We start from the raw sequence: 19392 nt of genomic DNA on the forward strand, positions 1-19392 counted from the left end.
TCTCTGTCCCCAGTTCCATTGCCGCTCTTCTCCGCATCTCCGGAGCCGTCGCGCCGCCGCGTTCGGGCATCGAGAGTGACCGTTCTGGTCGCGCTCGTCTGTCTGGCTGCGGCGTCGGCTCGCGCTCAGGGTACTCCTGCCGAGCGCTACAACGCCGCCATGAACGTGGGCTACGCGGCGAAGACGCGCGGTGATACCGCGGCCGCCCGATTGAGTTTCGAGCAGGCGCTCGCGGCCGACACGAGTCAGGCCATCCCTCGTATCGAACTCGGGTACCTCGCGCTCGCTGGCGGTGATCGACCGCGCGCCGCGGACTTCCTGCGACAAGGCGTCGATCGTGATCCGTCGCGCCCCGAAGTTCATCGCCAGTTGGGATACGTGCTGATCAGTCTCAAGCGCACGCGCGAAGCCATCACGGCGTTCGAAGGCATCGCGAAGACCACCAGCGGGCTCACGCCGGTCGATCATCTGGCGCTGGGCTATCTGTATGACGATGTCGGTCGTGAGAAGAGCGCACTCGCCGCATTCAAGGCGGCGTCGCTGGCCGACGACACCATCGTTTCGCTGCCCGCGCAGCGCGCGTTGCGCGTGAAGCAGGGACCTGGCACGTCGTACTTTTCCGAAGGTTATCTCGCGCCGTTCTACCAGACGCGATTCAAGAACACGATCGCCACCGGCTTCACGCGCCTCGGTATCGAGAGCGGCAGTTCCTGGGGGCAGGCGGCGTACACATCGCTGCGCGTGACGCGCGATTCGAAATCATCGGGCGGACTTCAGTCGCGCGTGCTCAGCGACAATGCCGCGATTCTCGCCGGTGGTGTGCGCGTACGCCCGGCGCGCGGCCCGATCTGGTTGTACGCTGAAGTGGGCAGTGCCCGCTCGTTGTTATCGGGTGCGGAGAATAGTTGGACGCGCGACATTCGCGCCGGTGCGTATGTGATCCTCGCGCACGAACTCCAGCTTCGCGACGGCTCCAACGTGCGCCTGCTGACCGACCTCTCGGGTGACGTGAGCTGGTACGAGCGCTTCGACAAGAACGTGATCGGCTACATGCAATTGCGTGAAGGATTCCGCGTCGGCTCACTCGCCACCAAGGCCGTCGATTTCTTCGCGCGCGGGTGGGTGGGGTACGACAGTCGCGCCGACTTCTTCAATCGCGCGGCGGAAATCGGTGGCGGCGTGGCGCTGCGGCCGGGACACGGTTTCGTGTTCCTCGCCGAAGGCATCGCCGGCCGCTACATCATGGAACCCCCGGCGAGTACCAACCGGCGGTATCAGGACTGGCGCTTCACGGCGGTCTATGGGTGGCGCACGCTCAAGCCGTTGCATGACCCGACGACGGGAGACCGCAAGTGACGAATTATGAAATGGCGATCGCGATCATCGCGGTGTTCTATGTGATCTTCGCGCTCGACGACCTGTTCTTCGATATCGTGTACTGGCTCGGCCGCATGTTCAACTGGTGGGAGCGGCCGGTCGTCACCACCAAGGAGCTGAAGGACGTCAGCGAGTGGCGCATTGCGATCGTCACGCCGGCCTGGAAGGAGCAGGATGTGATCGCGCGCATGTTGATGTACAACCTGCCGCGCATCGACTATCAGCGCTACGACTATTGGATCGGCACGTACAAAAACGATCCGGATACGCGCCGCGAAGTCGACAAGGTGCGTTCGGTCTATCCGAACGTGCGCAAGGTAGTCACTGAAAACGACGGGCCGACGTCGAAGGCCGATTGCGTGAACGCCGTGCTCGCGGCGATCGCCGAGCACGAAGAGCGGGCCGGTCTTCGCTACGATCTCATCATTTTCCACGACGTCGAGGACCTGATTCATCCGCAGGAACTGCGGCTGCTCAACTGGTACTTCCGTGGCGAGGGTGCGGACTTCGTACAGCTGCCGGTGCTGTCCACGCCGCCGTACTGGTACGACTTCGTGGCCGGCACATACATCGACGAATTCGCCGAGCAGTACACGAAGAACATGTTCGTGCGCGAGAAGGTGTGGGGGTTCGTGCCGTCGGCCGGTGTGGCCACGTGCGTGCGCCGCAGCGTGATCGACCAGCTGATGGAAGAACGGAACGGCGTGCCGTTCGCCACCAACTCGCTTACCGAAGACTACGATCTCGGCCTCGGACTGACGGTGCAGGGGCGCCCGACGCGCTATCTGCATCAGTATGTGAGGTCGAGTGAGGAGCCGAGCGCGCCCGAGGAGCTGGTGGCCACATGGGCGCCGTTCCCGCAAACGTTCAAGACGGCCGTGCGTCAGCGTACCCGCTGGATGGCCGGTATCGTGTTCCAGGGGTGGGAACACTGGGGATGGCCCACGGGACTCAACTGGATTCTCGCGCACGATCGCCGCGGCCCGTTGGGGTATCTCGTGGTGCTCGCGGGCTACGTCCTGGTCGTGTACTACGCCGGGTATCAGTGGATCAAGACCTTCAGCCGGCCGGAGCTGCCCGATCTCGTGCAGAACCCGTGGTTCCAGTGGCTCTTCTGGATCGGCTTCCTGTTCATGCTGAATCGGTTGCTGCAGCGCGCGCTGGCGACCGGTCGCCTGTACGGATTCTGGCAGGCCATGCTGGCGATCTTCCGGACCCCGTTCAGCAACATCGTGAATCTCGTGGCGACGATGCGCGCGGCGCTGCAATACACGCGCTCCCGGCGCACTGGCATTCCGATGAGCTGGGACAAGACCGAGCATTCCCTGCCGCCGCAGGTTGGTGCGCAGATGCGACTGGGTGAGCGCCTGATCGAGGAGCGCAAGCTCACCACGCAGCAGCTGGTGTTGGCGCTCAAGCAGCAGCGCGAGCATGGCGGTCAGCTGGGCGCTATTCTGGTAAATCAAGGTGTCGTCTCGCGTGACGACATCGAGATCATCGTCAAGACTACGAAATCATGAGCACCTCGCGCTGGCTGACTCCGATGCGTGGCGGAATGCGCGCGATCGAACCCAACGAACCGCCTCACGTCCTGGCGGTCGTGGGTACACGCCCCGAGGTGATCAAGATGGCGCCGGTGGTGCGGGCGATCCGCGAACGCGGGCGCGTGCGTGTCACGCTGGTGTCCACGGGTCAGCATCGCGAGTTGCTCACGCGCGCCTTCGACGATGTGGGCATTCAGCCCGATATCGCGCTCACGCTCATGACGACGAACCAGACGCCAAGCGAGTTCGTGTCACGGTGCATCACGGCGCTGGACGAGGTGATGGTGCAGTCGAAGGCGAGTGTGGTGTTGGTGCAGGGCGACACCAGCAGTGCGATTGCCGGCGCAATGGCGGCGACGTGGCGGTCGATTCCGGTGGGTCATGTCGAAGCGGGGCTGCGGTCGTTCAACTTCCAGGAGCCGTTCCCCGAGGAATTCCATCGTCGTGTGGTGGGCGTGGCCTCGCAGTGGCATTTCACGCCGACGGCGGAAAGCCGCGACAACCTGCTCCGCGAAGGCGTGCCGATGCACCGCATCTTCGTCACGGGCAACACGATCGTCGACGCGGTGCGGCAGATGGATCTGTCGCATCCGTACGAGAATCCGGCGCTGGCTGCGCTGGGCGACGGACGCGTGGCCCTCGTCACGGCGCACCGTCGGGAGAATCACGGGGCCGCGATGCGCGACGTGGCTCGGGCGGTGCGCCGTCTGATCGACGCCGTCCCCGATCTGCAGGTGGTATTTCCGCTGCATCCGAATCCGAATGTGCGCGGCACCTTCATCGAAATGCTGGGCACGACGCCACGCGTCCTGCTGACGGAGCCGCTGGCGTATCGGGACCTGTTGAAGCTGATGCACCGCAGCACGCTGATTCTGTCCGACTCGGGCGGTTTGCAGGAGGAGGCGCCGTCGATGGGTCGCCCTATCCTGATCCTGCGGGAGCGAACGGAGCGTCCGGAGGTGGTGCAGGTGGGCGCGGGCATTTTGGTGGGCACCGACCCGGATCTGATCGTGAAAGAGGCGCTGAGCATCCTGTGCGATCCCGTGGTCTATCAGCGCATGGTGTCGGGGCCGAACCCCTTTGGCGACGGTCGGGCCGGTCAGCACATCTCGGAGATCCTGGAGTCGGCGCTGATCGAAGAGCACGACACGTCGCCGGTGGAGATGGTGATCTAGGGACGAATAGTTGAGGTCGCTGCGGACAGTGTTGTGGCGGAGTGGCAGCAGCGAGGGGTTTGTTGTAGTGTTCTTGCCACATCCGTCACCAATCTGCGCGCGTAACATTTCCGCAGAGGGGCGCAAAGGCGGGCGTTCAGGCCGAAAAAGGCCTGTGTATGGTAGAGTCCGCCTAGTGGCACGCCTTATGCTCCAGTCTGGTGCAGGAAGAAGTCGTACTCGTCCCGCTTTTGAGAGTGTCCCATGCGCGTTCTTGAGACCATCCGCCGCTCCCTGCTCCCCACGCTCGCCGTGGGAACGTTGCTCGTGAGCGCGCCGCTGTCGGCGCAGCCGATCACGCCGGTCACGTTTGAACAGCTCGGCTACAACAGCCCGGTGAACCCGAATTTTGTCGCCGGCAGCCAGACGAACAGCAACAACTACAACTGCAACTGGAACGGCCAGACGATTCAGAATGGCTTCTCCGGTTTCAGCTGGAAGGGATTCGGCGCGCTCGACCTGCAGGACTATCTGTATTCAGATGGACAACAGGGATACGGCCGCTGCTTCGTGAATGGCCGTCAAGGCTCGCTGTACCAGATCGATCAGAACAACCAGATCCTCACGGGCTACCAGCAGAAGTACTCGTCCTACCAGTCGCACCTGACGCAGGTCGTGGCGGTGTCGGGGGCGTCGGGACCGAACGGGGCGGGTTTCTCGAGTTCGTCCCTGTTCGAGCTCAAGTCGATGCAGCTCGGTGGCGGGTGGGGCAACGTGGCCAATCTTCGCGTGACGGGCCTGAACAACGGCAACGAGGTGTGGTCGCAGGATTTCAACTTTCTGGGTATCGGCGGTGACTTTTCGACGATGATGGCGAAGCTCGGCCTGATCAACGAAGTCCGCTTCAACGCGACGTACTCGCAGCAGCTCGGCACGCTCGACCCGTATGGGTCAGTCGACGAACTGCGCGGCTACGGAAACAAGGAGATGAATCTCGACCCCTACCGCACCTTCTGGATTGACAACATCAACATCCAGACGTCGACGGTGCCGGAGCCGGGTACGTGGGCGCTTATGGCCACCGGCCTCGCCGGTCTGGCCTTCGCGGCCCGCCGTCGCTGGAAGCGCTGAGAGCCGTCGTTCAAGCTGACCTCGCGCGCCGCTCGGCACTTCCGAGCGGCGCGCGGTGCGTGTAAGGCTGGGTATGACGCCGGAGCGGGATAAGTGTCGCCCACACCAGTATTTCCGTGGTTCGACGCGGGTTGACATCCCCGCCAGCGTCCACCATGTTAGGTGTCTGTCGCGGAACGCCCTCAACAGGCGCCCTCGGCAGACTGCAAGACCGCACCACTTTTCTCGGCGATCTGCGGCCGAGAGCCCTATGGGCCACCTCTCGAGGTGGGGGCGTGAAGCGAAGGACGCGAAAGATTGCGGCCCGGGACTGAGCGCACGCTGTACCGGCTTCGGCGTCTGAGACGTTTCGAGGCTCCCGAAAAGCAACGCAGCCAATTTAACGTCGGTCACGGAGTCAGCTGTTCTCTGTAGCCGGCGCGCCTGGGTCCCCACTCGCGCACCAGCGGCGAGCACACCCGGCGGCAGCGGATGGATACCGGTCTCGCGCAAAGGCGAGGCGACAGGTCCAGCCGTTTTTTTGCTGGTCCACTTTTCGTCAAAGATTGGCGCCGCGTAAGCGAGCCGCCGCCGAAAACTATGCCGCGTACGACCCCGCTCGAGCACTATCGCAACATCGGCATCATGGCCCACATCGATGCCGGTAAGACCACGACCACTGAGCGCATCCTCTATTACACGGGGAAGTCGCACAAGATTGGTGAAGTCCATGACGGCGCCGCCACGATGGACTGGATGGAGCAGGAACAGGAGCGCGGCATCACGATCACGTCGGCCGCGACGACCTGCTTCTGGCAGCGCCATGGGCAGAGCGATACGAAGGGCGACGGTCCTGAGTATCGCATCAACATCATCGACACGCCGGGCCACGTGGACTTCACCGTCGAAGTGCAGCGCTCGCTGCGCGTGCTCGACGGCGCCGTCACGCTCCTCGACTCCGTCGCCGGCGTAGAGCCGCAGACGGAAACGGTATGGCGCCAGGCCGACGGTTACGCCGTGCCGCGCATGATCTTCGCGAACAAGATGGATCGCGTCGGTGCCAATTTCGAACGTTGCGTGGCGATGATCCACGACCGGTTGTCCAAGAGCGCCCAGCCGCTCCAGCTGCCAGTGGGTTCAGGCGAGCTGTTCACCGGTCACCTCGATGTCATCGAACGCAAGCAGTACATCTTCGACGAGCAGACGCTCGGCAAGACGTTCACCGTCACTGATATCCCGGCCGAGTTCCATGACGCCGTGGAAGAAGCCCGTCACAAGCTGATCGACACGGTGGTCGAGTACGACGAAGCGCTGATGGAGAAGTACCTCGCCGGTGAAGAGCTGTCCGTTGCCGAGATCCGCAAGGCGATCCGCATCGCGACGTGCGCTGGCAAGTTCATCCCGATCCTGTGCGGCGCCTCGTTCAAGAACAAGGGTGTGCAGGCGCTGCTCGATGCCGTGATCGACTACTTGCCGGCGCCGCTCGACGTGCCCGCCATCAAGGGGCATCTGCCGCACCAGGACGAAACGTTCGTCGAGTGCCCGGTCACGGACGACGCGCCGTTTGCCGGCCTCGCCTTCAAGATTGCCACCGACCCGTTCGTCGGCAAGCTGACGTTCTTCCGTTGCTACTCGGGCGTGCTCACCTCCGGCTCGTACGTCTACAACAGCACGAAGGACAAGCGCGAGCGTGTCGGTCGTCTGCTGCAGATGCACGCCAACAAGCGTGAAGAAATCCCCGAAGTGCGTTGCGGCGACATCGCCGCCGCGATCGGCCTGAAGGACACGCGTACCGGCGACACCATGTGCACGGAAGACGCGCCGATCATCCTCGAAGCGATGAAGTTCCCGGCCCCCGTCATCGACGTCGCGATCGAGCCGAAGACGAAGGCGGACCAGGACAAGTTGGCGATCGCCCTGCAGAAGCTGGCTGAAGAAGATCCGACGTTCCGCGTGCGCTCCGACCCGGAAACGGGTCAGACGATCATCGCCGGCATGGGTGAGCTGCACCTCGAGATCATCGTCGACCGTATGCAGCGCGAGTTCAAGGTCGATGCGAACGTGGGTCGCCCGCAGGTGGCCTACCGCGAAACGATCAAGAAGCGCGTCGAAAAGATCGAAGGCAAGTTCATCCGTCAGTCGGGTGGTAAGGGTCAGTACGGCCATGTGGTCATCAACATGGAGCCGAGCGAGCCTGGTCAGGGCTTCGTGTTCGAAGACAAGGTCGTTGGTGGTGTGATTCCTCGTGAATTCATCGGCCCGACCGAAGCGGGTATCAAGGAAGCGCTGGATACGGGTGTCCTCGCGGGCTACCCGGTGGTGGACATCAAGGTGCAGCTGGTGTACGGCTCGTACCACGATGTCGACTCGTCCGAAATGGCGTTCAAAATCGCTGGCTCGATGGCATTCAAGGAAGCGGCGCGTCTCGCGAATCCGTGTCTCCTTGAGCCGGTGATGAAGGTCGAGGTCGTGTGCCCGGAAGCGTACATGGGCGACGTCCTCGGTGACCTGTCCTCGCGTCGCGGCAAGATCGGCGGCATGACGCAGCGCGGCGAGGCGCAGGTGATCTCGGCGAGTGTCCCACTTTCCGAGATGTTCGGTTACTCGACCAAGCTGCGCAGCATGTCGCAGGGGCGAGCGGTCTACTCGATGGAGTTCGCACTCTACGAGGAAGTGCCGAAGTCGAAGGCCGAAGAGATCATCAGCAAGGTGAAGGCGTAAGCCTCACCCACTCATTCACTACCCAATTACAAGAACCGAACCATGGGCAAGGCAAAGTTCGAGCGGAACAAGCCGCACGTGAACGTGGGAACGATCGGCCACGTCGACCACGGCAAGACGACGACGACGGCTGCTCTCACGAAGATCTCGGCGGAAACCTACGGCACGAAGTACATCCCGTATGACGAAGTCGCCAAGGCGTCCGAGTCGCAGGGCCGTCGCGACTCCACGAAGATCATGACCATCGCCACGTCGCACGTCGAGTACGAGACGGTGAACCGTCACTACGCGCACGTCGACTGTCCGGGCCACGCCGACTACGTGAAGAACATGATCACGGGTGCGGCGCAGATGGACGGCGCGATCCTGGTCGTGTCCGCCGTTGACGGTCCGATGCCGCAGACGCGCGAGCATATTCTCCTGGCTCGCCAGGTGAACGTGCCTTCGGTGTTGGTGTTCCTGAACAAGTGCGACCTCGTCGAAGACGAAGAGCTTCTCGACCTCGTCGAGCTCGAAGTCCGGGAGCTGCTCTCGAAGTACAACTATCCCGGTGACGACGCCCCGGTGATTCGTGGCTCGGCCATCAACGCGATCAACGGCGACCCGAAGTGGGTGGCCGAGTTCATGAAGCTGTTCGAGGCGCTGGACAACTACATCCCGCAGCCGATGCGTGAAGTGGACAAGCCGTTCCTCCTCCCGGTCGAAGACGTGTTCTCGATCACGGGTCGTGGTACGGTGGCGACGGGACGTATCGAGCGCGGCATCGTGAAGGTCGGCGAAGAAGTGCAGGTCGTCGGCTACAACAGCGAGCGCAAGACGATCGTCACCGGCGTCGAAATGTTCCGCAAGCTGCTGGACGAAGGACAGGCCGGTGACAACGTCGGTCTCCTCCTCCGCGGCATCGACAAGAAGGAAATCGAGCGCGGTATGGTGTTGGCCAAGCCGAACTCGATCAAGCCGCACACGAAGTTCCTGGCCGAGGTGTACGTCCTCACGAAGGAAGAGGGTGGCCGCCACACGCCGTTCTTCAAGGGTTACCGTCCGCAGTTCTACTTCCGCACGACGGACGTGACGGGCACCATCGAGCTTCCCGAAGGGATGGAGATGGTGATGCCGGGCGACAACATCCAGATGACGATCGAGTTGATCATCCCGATCGCGATGGAAGAGGCGATTCGCTTCGCCATCCGTGAGGGTGGTCGTACGGTCGGCGCCGGCGTCGTCACCAAGATCCTCGCCTAATCAGAACCATCGGGTAGGCAGTGGCCGGTTCGTATGAATCGGCCACTGTGTACCGGGTGATTCTCTACCAGGAATTCAGATGGCTGGCCGCATTCGTATTCGCCTCAAGGCTTTTGACCACGCCGTGATCGACCAGGCGTCGGCCGATATCGTTCGCACCGCTGAAAAGACGGGCGCCTCGGTGTCGGGACCGATTCCTCTTCCCACGAAGACGCAGCGTTGGACGGTGCTTCGCTCGCCGCACGTGGACAAGAAGTCGCGCGAGCAGTTTGAACTGAAGACGCACAAGCGCGTGATCGACATTCTCGATTCACGTGCTGGTACGGTAGACGCGCTGACGAAGCTCGATCTCCCGGCTGGTGTCGACGTCGAAATCAAGGTCGAGTAGGAGCAGGAGCAGGTGGCAGGTGCAGGGTGAGTACAGAGGGCATCGCATAGGGCGTTGTCCTCCTCAGTCCAACGGTGTGGATCGCCTGATCCCCCGCGACTCGTACGGAGTAGACTTTTCATGATCGGCATTATCGGCAAGAAGCTGGGGATGACCCAGCTGTTTAACGAGCAGGGGCAGCAAGTGCCCTGCACCGTGGTGGAGGCCACGCCCAATCCCGTCGTGAAGGTGATGACGCAGGAGAAGGCGGGGTTTGCCGCGGTGGAGCTCGGATACGGCGCGCAGAAGCTCGCGCGAGAGAATAAGAAGGGTGAGCGCACGCCGCGCGGACGTCGCGCGACGCAGGCGGAAGTCGGACATGCGAAGAAGGCCGGGCTTGACGCCCCGCCGACCGTACTCCGCAGCTTCCGTCTCGACGACGCCCCGGGCAAGAACGCCGAGGCTCCGACGTACACGGTGGGCGATACGATCACGGTCGGTATCTTCGCGCCTGGCGAAAAGGTCAAGGTCGAAGGCACGTCGAAGGGCCGTGGATTCCAGGGCGTCGTGAAGCGTTATGGCTTCCACGGCGGACCGAACACGCACGGAAACACCAAGCACCGCAAGCCCGGCTCGATCGGCGCGGGCACGGATCCGTCGCGCGTTATCAAGGGCAAGAAGATGCCGGGCCAGTACGGCAACGTCCGTCACACGGCCATCGGTATTCGCATCGAGAAGATCGATGCTGAGCGCAACCTCATTTATCTGCGCGGCAGCGTGGCGGGGCCGACGAACGGCATCGTCTTCGTGCGGAAGCAGAGCTGATCATGACCACGGAAACTCAGACCTTTCAGGCGCCTGTCTTCTCGGCGCAGGGCAAGCAGGGCGGTACCCGCCAGCTGCCCGAAGGCATGTTCGACGGCACGGTCAATGTGCCGGTCATGCACCAGGCGGTGAAGGCGTTCCTCGCCAACCGTCGCCAGGGCACGGCCAAGACCAAGACGCGCGGTGAAGTCACCGGCGGTAACCAGAAGCCGTGGAAACAGAAGGGCACGGGTCGGGCTCGTCAGGGCTCCATTCGCGCACCGAACTGGCCGGGCGGTGGTACGGTGTTCGGTCCGATCCCGCGCAAGTACACGCAGATCGTGCCGAAGCAGGTTCGTGCCTTGGCGCGCAAGAGCGCGCTGAATGCGCGGGCCCGCGAGAACGCGGTCATGCTGGTGGACGCGCTCAACTTCAGCGCGCCCAAGACGAAGTCGGTGCTCAGCTTGTTCGAGTCGCTTGGCGTGGCCGGGAAGAAGGTGCTGCTCCTCACGGACGGCGTGAAGCCGAACGTGTACTTGAGCGCCCGCAACGTGGCGCACGCCCACGTGATGCCGTTCAGCGATGTGAACACCTATCACATCCTGTGGTCGGACGTCGTCGTGATCGAGTCGTCGGCACTTACCCAGACTTCGGCGGAGGCGTAACCGATGGCGACTATTCATCGCACCATCATGCGCCCGATCATCACGGAACGCAGCTCGGCTGCGTACCAGGATCGTGGCGAGTACACGTTCGAAGTGGCGCCCGACGCCAATAAGTATTCCATCAAGGCGGCCGTCGAGCAGCTGTTCGGCGTGAAGGTGACTGGTGTCTGGACGTCGAATGCGCGTGGCAAGTCGCGTCGCGTCGGCCAGTCGATCGGTCGCCGTCCACATACCAAGAAGGCGATTGTGAAGCTGCGTGACGGCGACACCATCGCGATCTTCGAGGGCTGATTCGCATGGGTATTCGTCAGTTCAAGCCGGTCAGCAAGGGTTCACGCTTCCGCTCGGTGTCGGATTTCGCCGAGATCACGCGTTCGACGCCCGAGAAGTCGCTGGTCGAGCCTCTCAAGAAGTCGGGTGGCCGCGACAATCACGGTCACATCTCCATGCGTCGCATCGGCGGTGGACACAAGCGGATGTACCGCCTCATCGATTTCAAGCGCAACAAGCACGGCATGCCGGCGGTTGTGAAGGAAATCGAGTACGATCCGAATCGCTCGGCGCGCATCGCGCTGGTCGAGTACACGGACGGCGAGAAGCGCTACATCCTGCACCCGAAGGGACTCAAGCAGGGTGACACGATCGTGGCGGGCCCGGGAAGCGATTTCCGTGTCGGCAACGCGATGCCCCTGAAGGAAGTGCCGCTCGGTACGCAGGTGCACAATATCGAGCTCAAGATCGGCAAGGGCGGCCAGATGGCGCGCTCGGCCGGCGCCTTCGCCCAGGTCGTGGCGAAGGAAGGCGAGTATGTGACGCTCCGTATGGGCAGCACCGAAATGCGCCTGGTGCACGGCAACTGCACCGCGACGATCGGCGAAGTCGGCAACTCGGAGCATGAGCTGCAGTCGCACGGCAAGGCGGGTAAGAGCCGCTGGCTGGGCAAGCGTCCGAAGGTCCGTGGTGAAGTGATGAACCCGGTGGATCACCCGCACGGTGGACGTACGCGTGGCGGCCGGAACGTGGTCAGCCCGTGGGGCAAGCCCGAGGGCGTCAAGACGCGCAATAAGAAGAAGGCTTCAACGCGTCTCATCGTGCGCGGCCGCAAGCGCGGCCGGGCGACGCAGTAACCGCCAGGCGAATCGAGAACCTATATGTCCAGAAGCATTAAGAAGGGTCCGTTCGTCGCTGAGCGCCTCGAAGCTAAGGTGATCGCCATGAACGGCCGCAGCGAGAAGAAGGTGGTCAAGACGTGGTCTCGGGCGAGCACGATTCTCCCGGAGTTCGTCGGCCACACGTTCGCGGTGCACAACGGGAACAAGTTCATCCCGGTGTACGTGACGGAAAACATGGTCGGTCATAAGCTCGGTGAATTCTCGCCGACGCGTCTGTTCCGCGGTCACGCGGGACAGAAGACCGACGCCAAGAAGCCCGCTGGCAAGGGAGGCAAGTAATCCATGGCCAAGGCTTTGAAGACCGGCACTGAAGCGCGCGCGATTCAGCGCACGGCGCGTCAGTCTCCGTACAAGATGCGGCTGGTGATCGACCAGATCCGCGGTCAGCGTGTGAACGACGCGTTGGCGATTCTCAAGTTCTCGAAGAAGGGTGCGGCCAAGCAGATCGAGAAGACGCTGGCCAGCGCCGTTGCGAACGCAGAGCAGGCAGCCCGTGCTGCCAACACGTCGCTGGATGTCGACGCGCTGGTGATCACGAAGGCTATCGTGAACGAGGGTCCGAAGCTGAAGCGTTGGATGCCGGCGGCCATGGGTCGTGCGACGCCAATTGCCAAGCGGACGAGCCACATCGAGATCATCGTGGCGGAGGCGGTGCGCTAATGGGACAAAAGACTAATCCGATCGGGTTCCGCCTCGGTGTCACGAAGAACTGGCGCTCGACCTGGTACGCGAAGAAAGAGATGCCGGCGCTGCTCAAGGAAGACGCGCTGCTCCGCAAGTACCTGAAGGCTCGTCTCGAGAATGCGGCCATTTCGGACGTGACGATCGAGCGCAAGCCGGGCAAGGTCGTGGTCACGATTCACACCGGTCGTCCGGGCGTGGTGATCGGCAAGAAGGGCGCGGAAGTCGACAAGCTGCGTGATGAGCTCGCACAGCTCACGGGCAAGGAAGTCGGCATCAACGTCGAAGAGATCAAGCGTCCGGAAGTCGAGGCGCAGCTGGTGGCCGACAACATTGCGGCGCAGCTCTCTCAGCGTATCTCGTTCCGTCGCGCGATGAAGCGCGCGGTGCAGAGCGCGATGCGGATGGGCGCCCTTGGTATCAAGGTGAAGGCCGGTGGCCGTCTTGGCGGTGCCGAAATCGCGCGAACGGAAGGGTACATGGAAGGCCGGGTGCCCCTTCATACACTGCGCGCCGACATCGATTACGCCACGAGCACGGCGAAGACCACGTACGGCACCATCGGTGTCAAGGTGTGGATCTTCAAGGGTGAGATCGTGGAAGATCGTCGCGGCAAGACCTACTCGACCGGCAACTGAGGAACTAAGAGATGCTGAGTCCGAAGCGGGTCAAGTTCCGCAAGATGTTCAAGGGCCGCATGACTGGGCTCGCGCACCGTGGATCGGAGGTGTCGTTCGGCACCTTTGGTTTGCAGGCGCTGGAGCCGGCATGGGTCACGAGCCGTCAGATCGAAGCGTGCCGCGTCGCGATGACGCGTCACATCAAGCGTGGCGGTAAGGTGTGGATCCGGATTTTCCCGGACAAGCCGATCACGAAGAAGCCGGCCGAAACGCGCATGGGTAAGGGCAAGGGATCGCCCGAAATGTGGGTGGCGGTGGTGAAGCCGGGCCGAGTGATGTTCGAGATCGAAGGCGTGACGCGGGAACTTGCCGAAACGGCAATGGGCCTGGCCGCCGCGAAGCTCGGCGTGAAGACCAAGTTTGTTGCCCGTGAGGAGGCGGTGACCGAATGAAGAGTGAAGAGATCCGCGCGCTCGCGGAAAACGACCTGGTGGCCCGTATCGCCGAACTTGAGGAGGAGCGTTTCCGCCTCAAGTTCCGGAGCGGCACCGAAGCGCTGGAAGAGCCGCTGCGGTTGCGCAGCATCCGCAGGGACATTGCGCGCCTCAAGACGGTGCAGCGCGAGCGTCAGCTCGCGACCCGTGGCCGCTAACCGGAATCCGATCGATGGCTGAGATGAACAACGCGAGCGCCACGCAGCATGGCGCCTCCGACCGGACCGCGCGCAAGGTGCGTACGGGCCTGGTGGTGAGCGATAAGATGGACAAGACGGTGGTGGTGCGCATCGACCGACGGATGCCCCACCCCCAGTATGGCAAGATGGTGACACGGACGCGGAAGCTGAAAGCGCACGACGAGGAGAACTCGGCGAAGCTTGGCGACTTGGTCCGTATCATGGAGACCCGGCCCTTGTCGAAGGACAAGCGGTGGCGCGTGGTCGAGATCGTCGAACGCGCGCGTTAAGGGGAACTAAACCATGATTCAGCAGGAATCGGTCGTAAAGGTGGCGGACAACAGTGGCGCCAAGCGTGCCCTGGTGATCCGTGTGCTGGGCGGCACGCGCCGTCGCTATGCGGGCCTGGGTGACCGGGTCATCGTCGCGGTAAAGGATGCGCTCCCGAACGGCGCCGTGAAGAAGTCCGACGTGGCCAAGGCCGTGGTGGTGCGCACGGTCAAGGAAACGCGTCGCAAGGACGGCAGCTACATCCGTTTCGATGAGAATGCGGTCGTCATCATCAACGACAACGGGGAGCCCAAGGCGACCCGTATCTTCGGTCCCGTGGCGCGTGAACTGCGCGAGAAGCGGTACATGAAGATTGTGTCGCTGGCGCCTGAGGTGCTCTGAGATGCGTAAGAACGTGTACTACAAGACGGACCGTGGACAGCGCCTCGGCGCTGGCCGCCACGCGCTGAAGGCGTCGCGTGAGGTCATCCACGTCACGAAGGGTGATACCGTCCGCATCATGCGCGGCGACGACAAGGGGAAGGAAGGGAAGGTCCTTCAGGTGTACCCCAAGACGGGCCGTATCAAGGTGGAAGGCATCAACATCGTGAAGAAGCACCGCAAGGCGCGTACAGCGGAAGAGACGAGCGGCATCATCGAGATGGCCGCGCCCTTCCACGCGTCGAACGCGATGTTGCTCGATTCGAAGACCGGCAAGCCGACGCGCACGAAGAAGCGCATCGACACCGACGGTACGAAGGAGCGCGTCGGCGTCAAGAGCGGTGAAGTCATTCCCCGCGCGCGCTGACCGGAGCATAGCATATGGCGACCAAGGAAAAGGCCGGCGGAAAGGCCGGCGCGAAGGCAGGTGGTAAGGCAGCTGGCAAGGGCGCCGCGAAGGGCGGAGCCGGAGCCAAGGGTGGCGGCGCGGCCGCGAAGGGGAAGGGCGGGAAGGCGGGCAAGGCTGGTCAGCCGCGTCAGGCCATCGACTTCACCAAGCGCGACCACGCGGGTGCGGGCTTGCCGGTAGCGGCGCCGCGTCTGCAGGCCCATTACGTGAACGTCGTCCGCGCGGCCCTGGCCACGCAGTTCGGCTTCACGAACGGACATCAGATTCCGTCGCTGTCGAAGATCGTGGTGAACTGCGGTGTCGGTGAAGCCGTGAAGCAGCCGAAGCTGCTCGACGTGGTCGTCGAGGAGTTGGCGCTGATCACGGGTCAGAAGCCGGTGCGTCGCAAGGCGAAGAAGTCGATCTCGAACTTCGGCCTGCGTGAAGGCCAGGAGATCGGCGCGTCGGTGACGCTCCGTGGCGCGAAGATGTGGGAGTTCCTCGACCGGTTCGTGACGGTCTCTGTCCCGCGTATCCGCGACTTCCGCGGCCTCGGCACGAAGTCGTTCGACGGTCGTGGCAACTACACGATCGGCATCAAGGAGCAGATGATCTTCCCGGAGATCAACTACGACATGGTGGAGCAGATCCACGGCATGGACATCACGTTCGTGACGACGGCCGAGAAGGATGCGCACGCAATGGCGCTCCTGCATCAGCTGGGCATGCCGTTCCGCGGCGACGACAAGCCGGTCATTCCCAAGGTGGCGCAGCCGGCGGCCTCCGCGGCCGCCGCCTAATCCGGACACAACGACATGGCAAAGACGAGTAAGCTGGCCCGCAACGCGCAGCGCAAGGAATTGGTGTCTCGATACGCCACCAAGCGCGCTGCCCTCAAGGCCATCATCCAGAATCCGAAGAGCACCGGCGAAGAGAAGCTGGCCGCCGTGAACGCGCTGCATAAGCTGCCGCGTGATTCATCGGCCACCCGCGTGCGCAACCGCTGCAACATGAGCGGCCGCCCGCGTGCGTTTCTCCGCCACTTCGGCCTCAGCCGCATCGCGCTCCGTGACATGGCCCTGAACGGCCTCATTCCCGGCGTCCGCAAGGCGAGCTGGTAGCAGGATCCGATCGGTCGCAGGTACAGACTTCACGTGGTGAGTTGTGGCTGAGCCTCAACCCACTACCTTGAAAGGCTGCACCTGTCACTGATTTTTCTATTCACTTCCTACAGGTCCCCGGCGCGGCCGGCGGATACCCTAGGAGAACTCAGAGAGCATGAGCCTCAACGACCCTATTGCCGACATGCTGACGCGCATTCGCAACGCGTGTGCGTCCAAGCACCGCCGCGTCGACATGCCGTTGTCAAAGATGAAGATCGAGATCGCGCGGATCTTGAAGGAGAGCAACTTCATCCAGGATTACCGCACCGTCGAGAACGAAGACGGGAAGCCGTTGCTTCGGGTGATCCTCAAGTACGCGCACGGCGGACAGTCGGTGATCCGACAGACGAAGCGCGTGTCCACGCCCGGCCTTCGCAAATACGTTGGTGCGCAGGAGATCCCGCGAGTCCGTAACGGCCTCGGCATGGCGATCCTCAGCACGTCGAAGGGCATCATGTCCGACCGTGAAGCGCGCTCCTCGAATACCGGGGGCGAGCTGCTCGCCTTCGTCTGGTAAGGAGACGCAACGATGTCACGTATCGGCAAGCGCCCCATCCCGGTTCCGGCCGGGGTCACGGTGGCGATCGACGGGTCAAAGATCAGTGTGAAGGGTCCGAAGGGTGAGCTTTCCCGTGTGCTCCCCGCGGACATGATCATTTCGCACGAGGGCAGTGAACTGCTCGTGAAGCGTCCGACCGATGAAGAGCGCCACAAGGCGCTGCATGGTCTGACGCGCACGCTCGTGGCGAACATGGTGGAAGGGGTGACGACGGGCTTCAAGAAGGTCCTCGAGATCACCGGTGTCGGCTACAAGGCCGAGATCAAGCCGTACGGCGCGCTCTTGTCGCTCGGCTACTCGCACCAGATCGAGTACAAGGCGCCGGAAGGCGTGAAGATCACCGCCACGACGCCGACGCTCGTCGTCATCGAAGGCGCGAGCAAGGAGCTTGTCGGACAGAGTGCCGCCGAGATTCGCAGCTTCCGCAAGCCCGAGCCATACAAGGGCAAGGGCGTGAAGTATCAGGGTGAAGTCATCCGGCGTAAGGCCGGTAAGGCGGGAGGCAAGTAATGGCCAAGATCGCGATCCCGCGTACGAACGCAGAGCGGCGTAAGCGCCGTCACCTGCGCGTGCGCAAGGCAGTGAGCGGGTCCGCGGAGCGTCCGCGTCTCGTGGTGTTCCGTTCGCTGAAGCACATCTACGCCCAGATCGTGGACGACGTCACGCAGCGCACGCTGATGACCGTTGGCGACGAAGGGATGAACGGCACGAAGTCGGAGCGTGCACTCGCCGTCGGCAAGCAGGTTGCTGAGAAGGCGAAGGCGGCCGGCATTGCGAAGGTCGTCTTCGACCGTGCCGGTTACCAGTATCACGGCCGCGTGAAGGCCGTGGCAGATGGCGCCCGAGAGGGCGGCCTGGAGTTCTGATCATGGCTAACGCAGCAGGAACCGGTGGCGCGCCTGGTGGCAGCGCCCGCAGTGGTGGTGGACCTGGCGGTCGTGGCCGTGGTGGCCCGGGCGGCGGTCGTGGTGGGCCGGGCGGCGGTCGTGGCGGCCCTGGTGGCGGTCGCGGCGGTCCTGGTGGTGGCGCTCCGGGTGGCCGTGGCCGTGGCCCCGGTGGCGAAGGTGGACCGGGCGCGGGCCGTGATGGCCGTGGCCGCGATGGTGGCCGTGGTCCGTCGCAGGAACGCGAGCAGAGCGATCTCGTAGAAAACGTGATCGCGATCAACCGCGTCGCGAAGGTCGTGAAGGGTGGTCGTCGGTTCTCGTTCAACGCGCTGGTCGCGGTGGGCGACGGGCAGGGCAAGGTCGGCTTTGCCACCGGTAAGGCGAACGAAGTGTCGGAAGCGGTCCGTAAGGCCGTGGAAGCCGCCCGTCGCAAGATGGTGCAGATTCCGCTCACGGGCTCGACGATCCCGCACGAAGTGGTCGGCAAGCATGGCGCCGGGAAGGTGCTCATGAAGCCCGCCGCGCCGGGTGCTGGTGTGATTGCTGGTGGTGCCGTGCGCGCCGTGCTCGAGTGCGCCGGTATCCACGACATTCTCACGAAGTCGCTGGGTTCCACCAATCCGCACAACATGGTGCTGGCGGCGCTCGACGGCCTGACGCACCTGATCACGGTCGAACAGGCCGCCAAGGAACGTGGTGTCGACGTGTCGGCGATCGGGTACCGGTCGCGCGCCAAGTCGCGCACTGAGACGCATGATGCTCGCAAGGCCGCCGTGGTTGGCGCCTCGCCTAACGCCGCGGAGGTGGCATAATGCCCCGTACGTTTGTATGGCATCCGTCGAAGGGTCCGGCGAAGACCCCGAAGCTCGAAGCACCGGGAACCGGCAAGCTTCATATCAAGCAGGTCCGCAGCGCGATCGGCCATTCGTGGCGGATGCGTCGGACGCTTGAAGCGCTCGGCCTTCGTCATCATCAGGCCAGCGTCGTGCAGCAGGATTCCGCCTCGCTGCGCGGCCAGCTCAAGCAGGTTCGTCACCTCGTGTTGGTGACGGCGGTGGAGGAGTAACACATGGCTTCCAATTCAGGCGCCGAAGGCGTCGAGAAGATCGGCCTGCACAACCTGCAGCCGGCGCCGGGTTCGCACCGCGGCCGTCGTCGCGTGGGTCGCGGTCCGGGCTCCGGCCTGGGCAAGACGTCCGGTAAGGGTCACAAGGGCTCCATGGCGCGGTCCGGCCATGGCGGTCCTGGTGGCGGCAAGCCGCACTTCGAAGGCGGCCAGATGCCGATCACACGTCGTATCCCGAAGCGCGGTTTCACGAATCCGTTCCGTGAGGAGGCGCAGGTCGTGCGCCTCGACTCGCTGACCGGCGTCGCCGGGGACGAAGTGACGGTGGAGACGCTCGTCGCGGCTGGGCTCATTCGTTCGGGCCATGGCCCGGCGAAGCTGCTCAACAACGGTGAAGTGCCCCGCGCGTTCACGGTACGCGGCGTGAAGATCAGCGCCGGTGCCAAGGTGAAGATCGAAGCGGCCGGTGGCCGCATCGACGGCTGACG

At 63.4% G+C, this 19392-nt stretch carries 27 protein-coding genes; all 27 read left to right on the forward strand.

What is annotated here, in order from left to right; all coding sequences use genetic code 11:
• Nucleotides 1–75: 75 nt before the first annotated feature.
• The 27 genes from RMP10_RS18025 (at nt 76) to rplO (ending at nt 19390) form a co-directional block, all read left to right on the forward strand.
• Nucleotides 76–1356, forward strand: a complete 1281-nt coding sequence (locus RMP10_RS18025) for a hypothetical protein (RefSeq protein ID WP_310571529.1) — start codon at nt 76–78, stop codon at nt 1354–1356.
• Nucleotides 1353–2897, forward strand: coding sequence for a glycosyltransferase (locus RMP10_RS18030; RefSeq protein ID WP_309669971.1), 1545 nt, complete (start codon nt 1353–1355; stop codon nt 2895–2897). Before RMP10_RS18025 ends, RMP10_RS18030 begins: the two co-directional genes overlap by 4 nt.
• A complete protein-coding gene (gene wecB / locus RMP10_RS18035; protein WP_310571530.1) occupies nt 2894–4096 on the forward strand; it encodes a UDP-N-acetylglucosamine 2-epimerase (non-hydrolyzing) in 1203 nt (400 codons plus the stop codon). Before RMP10_RS18030 ends, wecB begins: the two co-directional genes overlap by 4 nt.
• A gap of 243 nt (nt 4097–4339) precedes the next feature.
• Nucleotides 4340–5206 carry a PEP-CTERM sorting domain-containing protein gene (locus tag RMP10_RS18040; RefSeq protein ID WP_310571531.1) on the forward strand — a complete coding sequence of 289 codons (867 nt, stop codon included), beginning with the start codon at nt 4340–4342 and terminating at the stop codon, nt 5204–5206.
• A 579-nt stretch (nt 5207–5785) separates the two neighbouring features.
• Complete coding sequence (fusA, locus tag RMP10_RS18045) at nt 5786–7906, forward strand: elongation factor G (protein WP_310571532.1); 2121 nt, start codon at nt 5786–5788, stop codon at nt 7904–7906.
• A 42-nt stretch (nt 7907–7948) separates the two neighbouring features.
• Nucleotides 7949–9148 (forward strand): elongation factor Tu, encoded by a 1200-nt coding sequence (tuf, locus tag RMP10_RS18050; protein ID WP_309671962.1) that lies wholly within the window; start codon nt 7949–7951, stop codon nt 9146–9148.
• Between the two features lie 79 nt (nt 9149–9227).
• On the forward strand, nt 9228–9536 hold the full coding sequence (rpsJ, locus tag RMP10_RS18055) for a 30S ribosomal protein S10 (protein ID WP_012682361.1): 309 nt from the start codon (nt 9228–9230) through the stop codon (nt 9534–9536).
• 120 nt (nt 9537–9656) lie between these two features.
• Nucleotides 9657–10340, forward strand: coding sequence for a 50S ribosomal protein L3 (gene rplC / locus RMP10_RS18060; protein WP_171225341.1), 684 nt, complete (start codon nt 9657–9659; stop codon nt 10338–10340).
• A gap of 2 nt (nt 10341–10342) precedes the next feature.
• A complete protein-coding gene (rplD, locus tag RMP10_RS18065; protein ID WP_309671963.1) occupies nt 10343–10984 on the forward strand; it encodes a 50S ribosomal protein L4 in 642 nt (213 codons plus the stop codon).
• A gap of 3 nt (nt 10985–10987) precedes the next feature.
• A complete protein-coding gene (locus RMP10_RS18070; RefSeq protein WP_171225339.1) occupies nt 10988–11275 on the forward strand; it encodes a 50S ribosomal protein L23 in 288 nt (95 codons plus the stop codon).
• 5 nt (nt 11276–11280) lie between these two features.
• Nucleotides 11281–12111: a 50S ribosomal protein L2 gene (gene rplB / locus RMP10_RS18075; RefSeq protein ID WP_309671964.1), complete on the forward strand. Its 831-nt coding sequence runs from the start codon at nt 11281–11283 to the stop codon at nt 12109–12111.
• Between the two features lie 24 nt (nt 12112–12135).
• A complete protein-coding gene (rpsS, locus tag RMP10_RS18080; RefSeq protein WP_310571533.1) occupies nt 12136–12435 on the forward strand; it encodes a 30S ribosomal protein S19 in 300 nt (99 codons plus the stop codon).
• 3 nt (nt 12436–12438) lie between these two features.
• The gene (rplV, locus tag RMP10_RS18085) at nt 12439–12816 is read left to right on the forward strand and encodes a 50S ribosomal protein L22 (RefSeq protein WP_171225336.1); all 378 of its coding nucleotides are present in this window, start codon (nt 12439–12441) and stop codon (nt 12814–12816) included.
• A complete protein-coding gene (gene rpsC, locus RMP10_RS18090; protein WP_171225335.1) occupies nt 12816–13475 on the forward strand; it encodes a 30S ribosomal protein S3 in 660 nt (219 codons plus the stop codon). Before rplV ends, rpsC begins: the two co-directional genes overlap by 1 nt.
• An 11-nt stretch (nt 13476–13486) precedes the next feature.
• Nucleotides 13487–13909 (forward strand): 50S ribosomal protein L16, encoded by a 423-nt coding sequence (gene rplP / locus RMP10_RS18095; RefSeq protein WP_171225334.1) that lies wholly within the window; start codon nt 13487–13489, stop codon nt 13907–13909.
• A complete protein-coding gene (gene rpmC / locus RMP10_RS18100; RefSeq protein WP_309672956.1) occupies nt 13906–14109 on the forward strand; it encodes a 50S ribosomal protein L29 in 204 nt (67 codons plus the stop codon). Before rplP ends, rpmC begins: the two co-directional genes overlap by 4 nt.
• 14 nt (nt 14110–14123) lie before the next feature.
• Nucleotides 14124–14420 (forward strand): 30S ribosomal protein S17, encoded by a 297-nt coding sequence (gene rpsQ / locus RMP10_RS18105; protein ID WP_345785825.1) that lies wholly within the window; start codon nt 14124–14126, stop codon nt 14418–14420.
• A 13-nt stretch (nt 14421–14433) separates the two neighbouring features.
• Complete coding sequence (gene rplN, locus RMP10_RS18110; RefSeq protein WP_310571534.1) at nt 14434–14802, forward strand: 50S ribosomal protein L14; 369 nt, start codon at nt 14434–14436, stop codon at nt 14800–14802.
• Nucleotides 14803–14887: 85 nt separating this feature from the next.
• Nucleotides 14888–15208: a 50S ribosomal protein L24 gene (gene rplX, locus RMP10_RS18115; RefSeq protein WP_171227626.1), complete on the forward strand. Its 321-nt coding sequence runs from the start codon at nt 14888–14890 to the stop codon at nt 15206–15208.
• A gap of 233 nt (nt 15209–15441) precedes the next feature.
• Nucleotides 15442–16029, forward strand: a complete 588-nt coding sequence (gene rplE / locus RMP10_RS18120; protein WP_309672959.1) for a 50S ribosomal protein L5 — start codon at nt 15442–15444, stop codon at nt 16027–16029.
• Between the two features lie 15 nt (nt 16030–16044).
• Complete coding sequence (gene rpsN / locus RMP10_RS18125; RefSeq protein WP_310571535.1) at nt 16045–16350, forward strand: 30S ribosomal protein S14; 306 nt, start codon at nt 16045–16047, stop codon at nt 16348–16350.
• Between the two features lie 157 nt (nt 16351–16507).
• Complete coding sequence (rpsH, locus tag RMP10_RS18130; protein ID WP_309669631.1) at nt 16508–16909, forward strand: 30S ribosomal protein S8; 402 nt, start codon at nt 16508–16510, stop codon at nt 16907–16909.
• Nucleotides 16910–16921: 12 nt separating this feature from the next.
• Nucleotides 16922–17461, forward strand: coding sequence for a 50S ribosomal protein L6 (gene rplF, locus RMP10_RS18135; protein WP_310571536.1), 540 nt, complete (start codon nt 16922–16924; stop codon nt 17459–17461).
• The gene (gene rplR / locus RMP10_RS18140; RefSeq protein WP_171225328.1) at nt 17461–17817 is read left to right on the forward strand and encodes a 50S ribosomal protein L18; all 357 of its coding nucleotides are present in this window, start codon (nt 17461–17463) and stop codon (nt 17815–17817) included. Before rplF ends, rplR begins: the two co-directional genes overlap by 1 nt.
• A 2-nt stretch (nt 17818–17819) precedes the next feature.
• Nucleotides 17820–18650: a 30S ribosomal protein S5 gene (rpsE, locus tag RMP10_RS23460; RefSeq protein ID WP_206044683.1), complete on the forward strand. Its 831-nt coding sequence runs from the start codon at nt 17820–17822 to the stop codon at nt 18648–18650.
• An 83-nt stretch (nt 18651–18733) separates the two neighbouring features.
• On the forward strand, nt 18734–18904 hold the full coding sequence (gene rpmD / locus RMP10_RS18150) for a 50S ribosomal protein L30 (RefSeq protein WP_269141406.1): 171 nt from the start codon (nt 18734–18736) through the stop codon (nt 18902–18904).
• A gap of 39 nt (nt 18905–18943) precedes the next feature.
• Complete coding sequence (gene rplO, locus RMP10_RS18155) at nt 18944–19390, forward strand: 50S ribosomal protein L15 (protein ID WP_310571596.1); 447 nt, start codon at nt 18944–18946, stop codon at nt 19388–19390.
• The last annotated feature ends 2 nt before the right edge of the window (nt 19391–19392 follow it).

The sequence above is a fragment of the Gemmatimonas sp. genome (assembly GCF_031426495.1).
In the GTDB taxonomy this organism is placed as follows: Bacteria; Gemmatimonadota; Gemmatimonadetes; order Gemmatimonadales; family Gemmatimonadaceae; genus Gemmatimonas.

Bases quoted from the DNA above. Each gene is read 5' to 3' on its own strand.
- rplF (WP_310571536.1), top strand. From the start codon at position 16,922: ATGTCACGTATCGGCAAGCGCCCCATCCCGGTTCCGGCCGGGGTCACG.
- rpsE (WP_206044683.1), top strand. From the start codon at position 17,820: ATGGCTAACGCAGCAGGAACCGGTGGCGCGCCTGGTGGCAGCGCCCGC.
- rpmC (WP_309672956.1), top strand. From the start codon at position 13,906: ATGAAGAGTGAAGAGATCCGCGCGCTCGCGGAAAACGACCTGGTGGCC.
- rplV (WP_171225336.1), top strand. From the start codon at position 12,439: ATGGCCAAGGCTTTGAAGACCGGCACTGAAGCGCGCGCGATTCAGCGC.
- rpsJ (WP_012682361.1), top strand. From the start codon at position 9,228: ATGGCTGGCCGCATTCGTATTCGCCTCAAGGCTTTTGACCACGCCGTG.
- rpsQ (WP_345785825.1), top strand. From the start codon at position 14,124: ATGGCTGAGATGAACAACGCGAGCGCCACGCAGCATGGCGCCTCCGAC.
- fusA (WP_310571532.1), top strand. From the start codon at position 5,786: ATGCCGCGTACGACCCCGCTCGAGCACTATCGCAACATCGGCATCATG.
- RMP10_RS18070 (WP_171225339.1), top strand. From the start codon at position 10,988: ATGGCGACTATTCATCGCACCATCATGCGCCCGATCATCACGGAACGC.
- rplB (WP_309671964.1), top strand. From the start codon at position 11,281: ATGGGTATTCGTCAGTTCAAGCCGGTCAGCAAGGGTTCACGCTTCCGC.
- rplC (WP_171225341.1), top strand. From the start codon at position 9,657: ATGATCGGCATTATCGGCAAGAAGCTGGGGATGACCCAGCTGTTTAAC.
- rplD (WP_309671963.1), top strand. From the start codon at position 10,343: ATGACCACGGAAACTCAGACCTTTCAGGCGCCTGTCTTCTCGGCGCAG.
- rplN (WP_310571534.1), top strand. From the start codon at position 14,434: ATGATTCAGCAGGAATCGGTCGTAAAGGTGGCGGACAACAGTGGCGCC.
- rpsC (WP_171225335.1), top strand. From the start codon at position 12,816: ATGGGACAAAAGACTAATCCGATCGGGTTCCGCCTCGGTGTCACGAAG.
- rpsH (WP_309669631.1), top strand. From the start codon at position 16,508: ATGAGCCTCAACGACCCTATTGCCGACATGCTGACGCGCATTCGCAAC.
- tuf (WP_309671962.1), top strand. From the start codon at position 7,949: ATGGGCAAGGCAAAGTTCGAGCGGAACAAGCCGCACGTGAACGTGGGA.
- rplP (WP_171225334.1), top strand. From the start codon at position 13,487: ATGCTGAGTCCGAAGCGGGTCAAGTTCCGCAAGATGTTCAAGGGCCGC.
- rplR (WP_171225328.1), top strand. From the start codon at position 17,461: ATGGCCAAGATCGCGATCCCGCGTACGAACGCAGAGCGGCGTAAGCGC.
- RMP10_RS18040 (WP_310571531.1), top strand. From the start codon at position 4,340: ATGCGCGTTCTTGAGACCATCCGCCGCTCCCTGCTCCCCACGCTCGCC.
- rpsS (WP_310571533.1), top strand. From the start codon at position 12,136: ATGTCCAGAAGCATTAAGAAGGGTCCGTTCGTCGCTGAGCGCCTCGAA.
- rpsN (WP_310571535.1), top strand. From the start codon at position 16,045: ATGGCAAAGACGAGTAAGCTGGCCCGCAACGCGCAGCGCAAGGAATTG.
- wecB (WP_310571530.1), top strand. From the start codon at position 2,894: ATGAGCACCTCGCGCTGGCTGACTCCGATGCGTGGCGGAATGCGCGCG.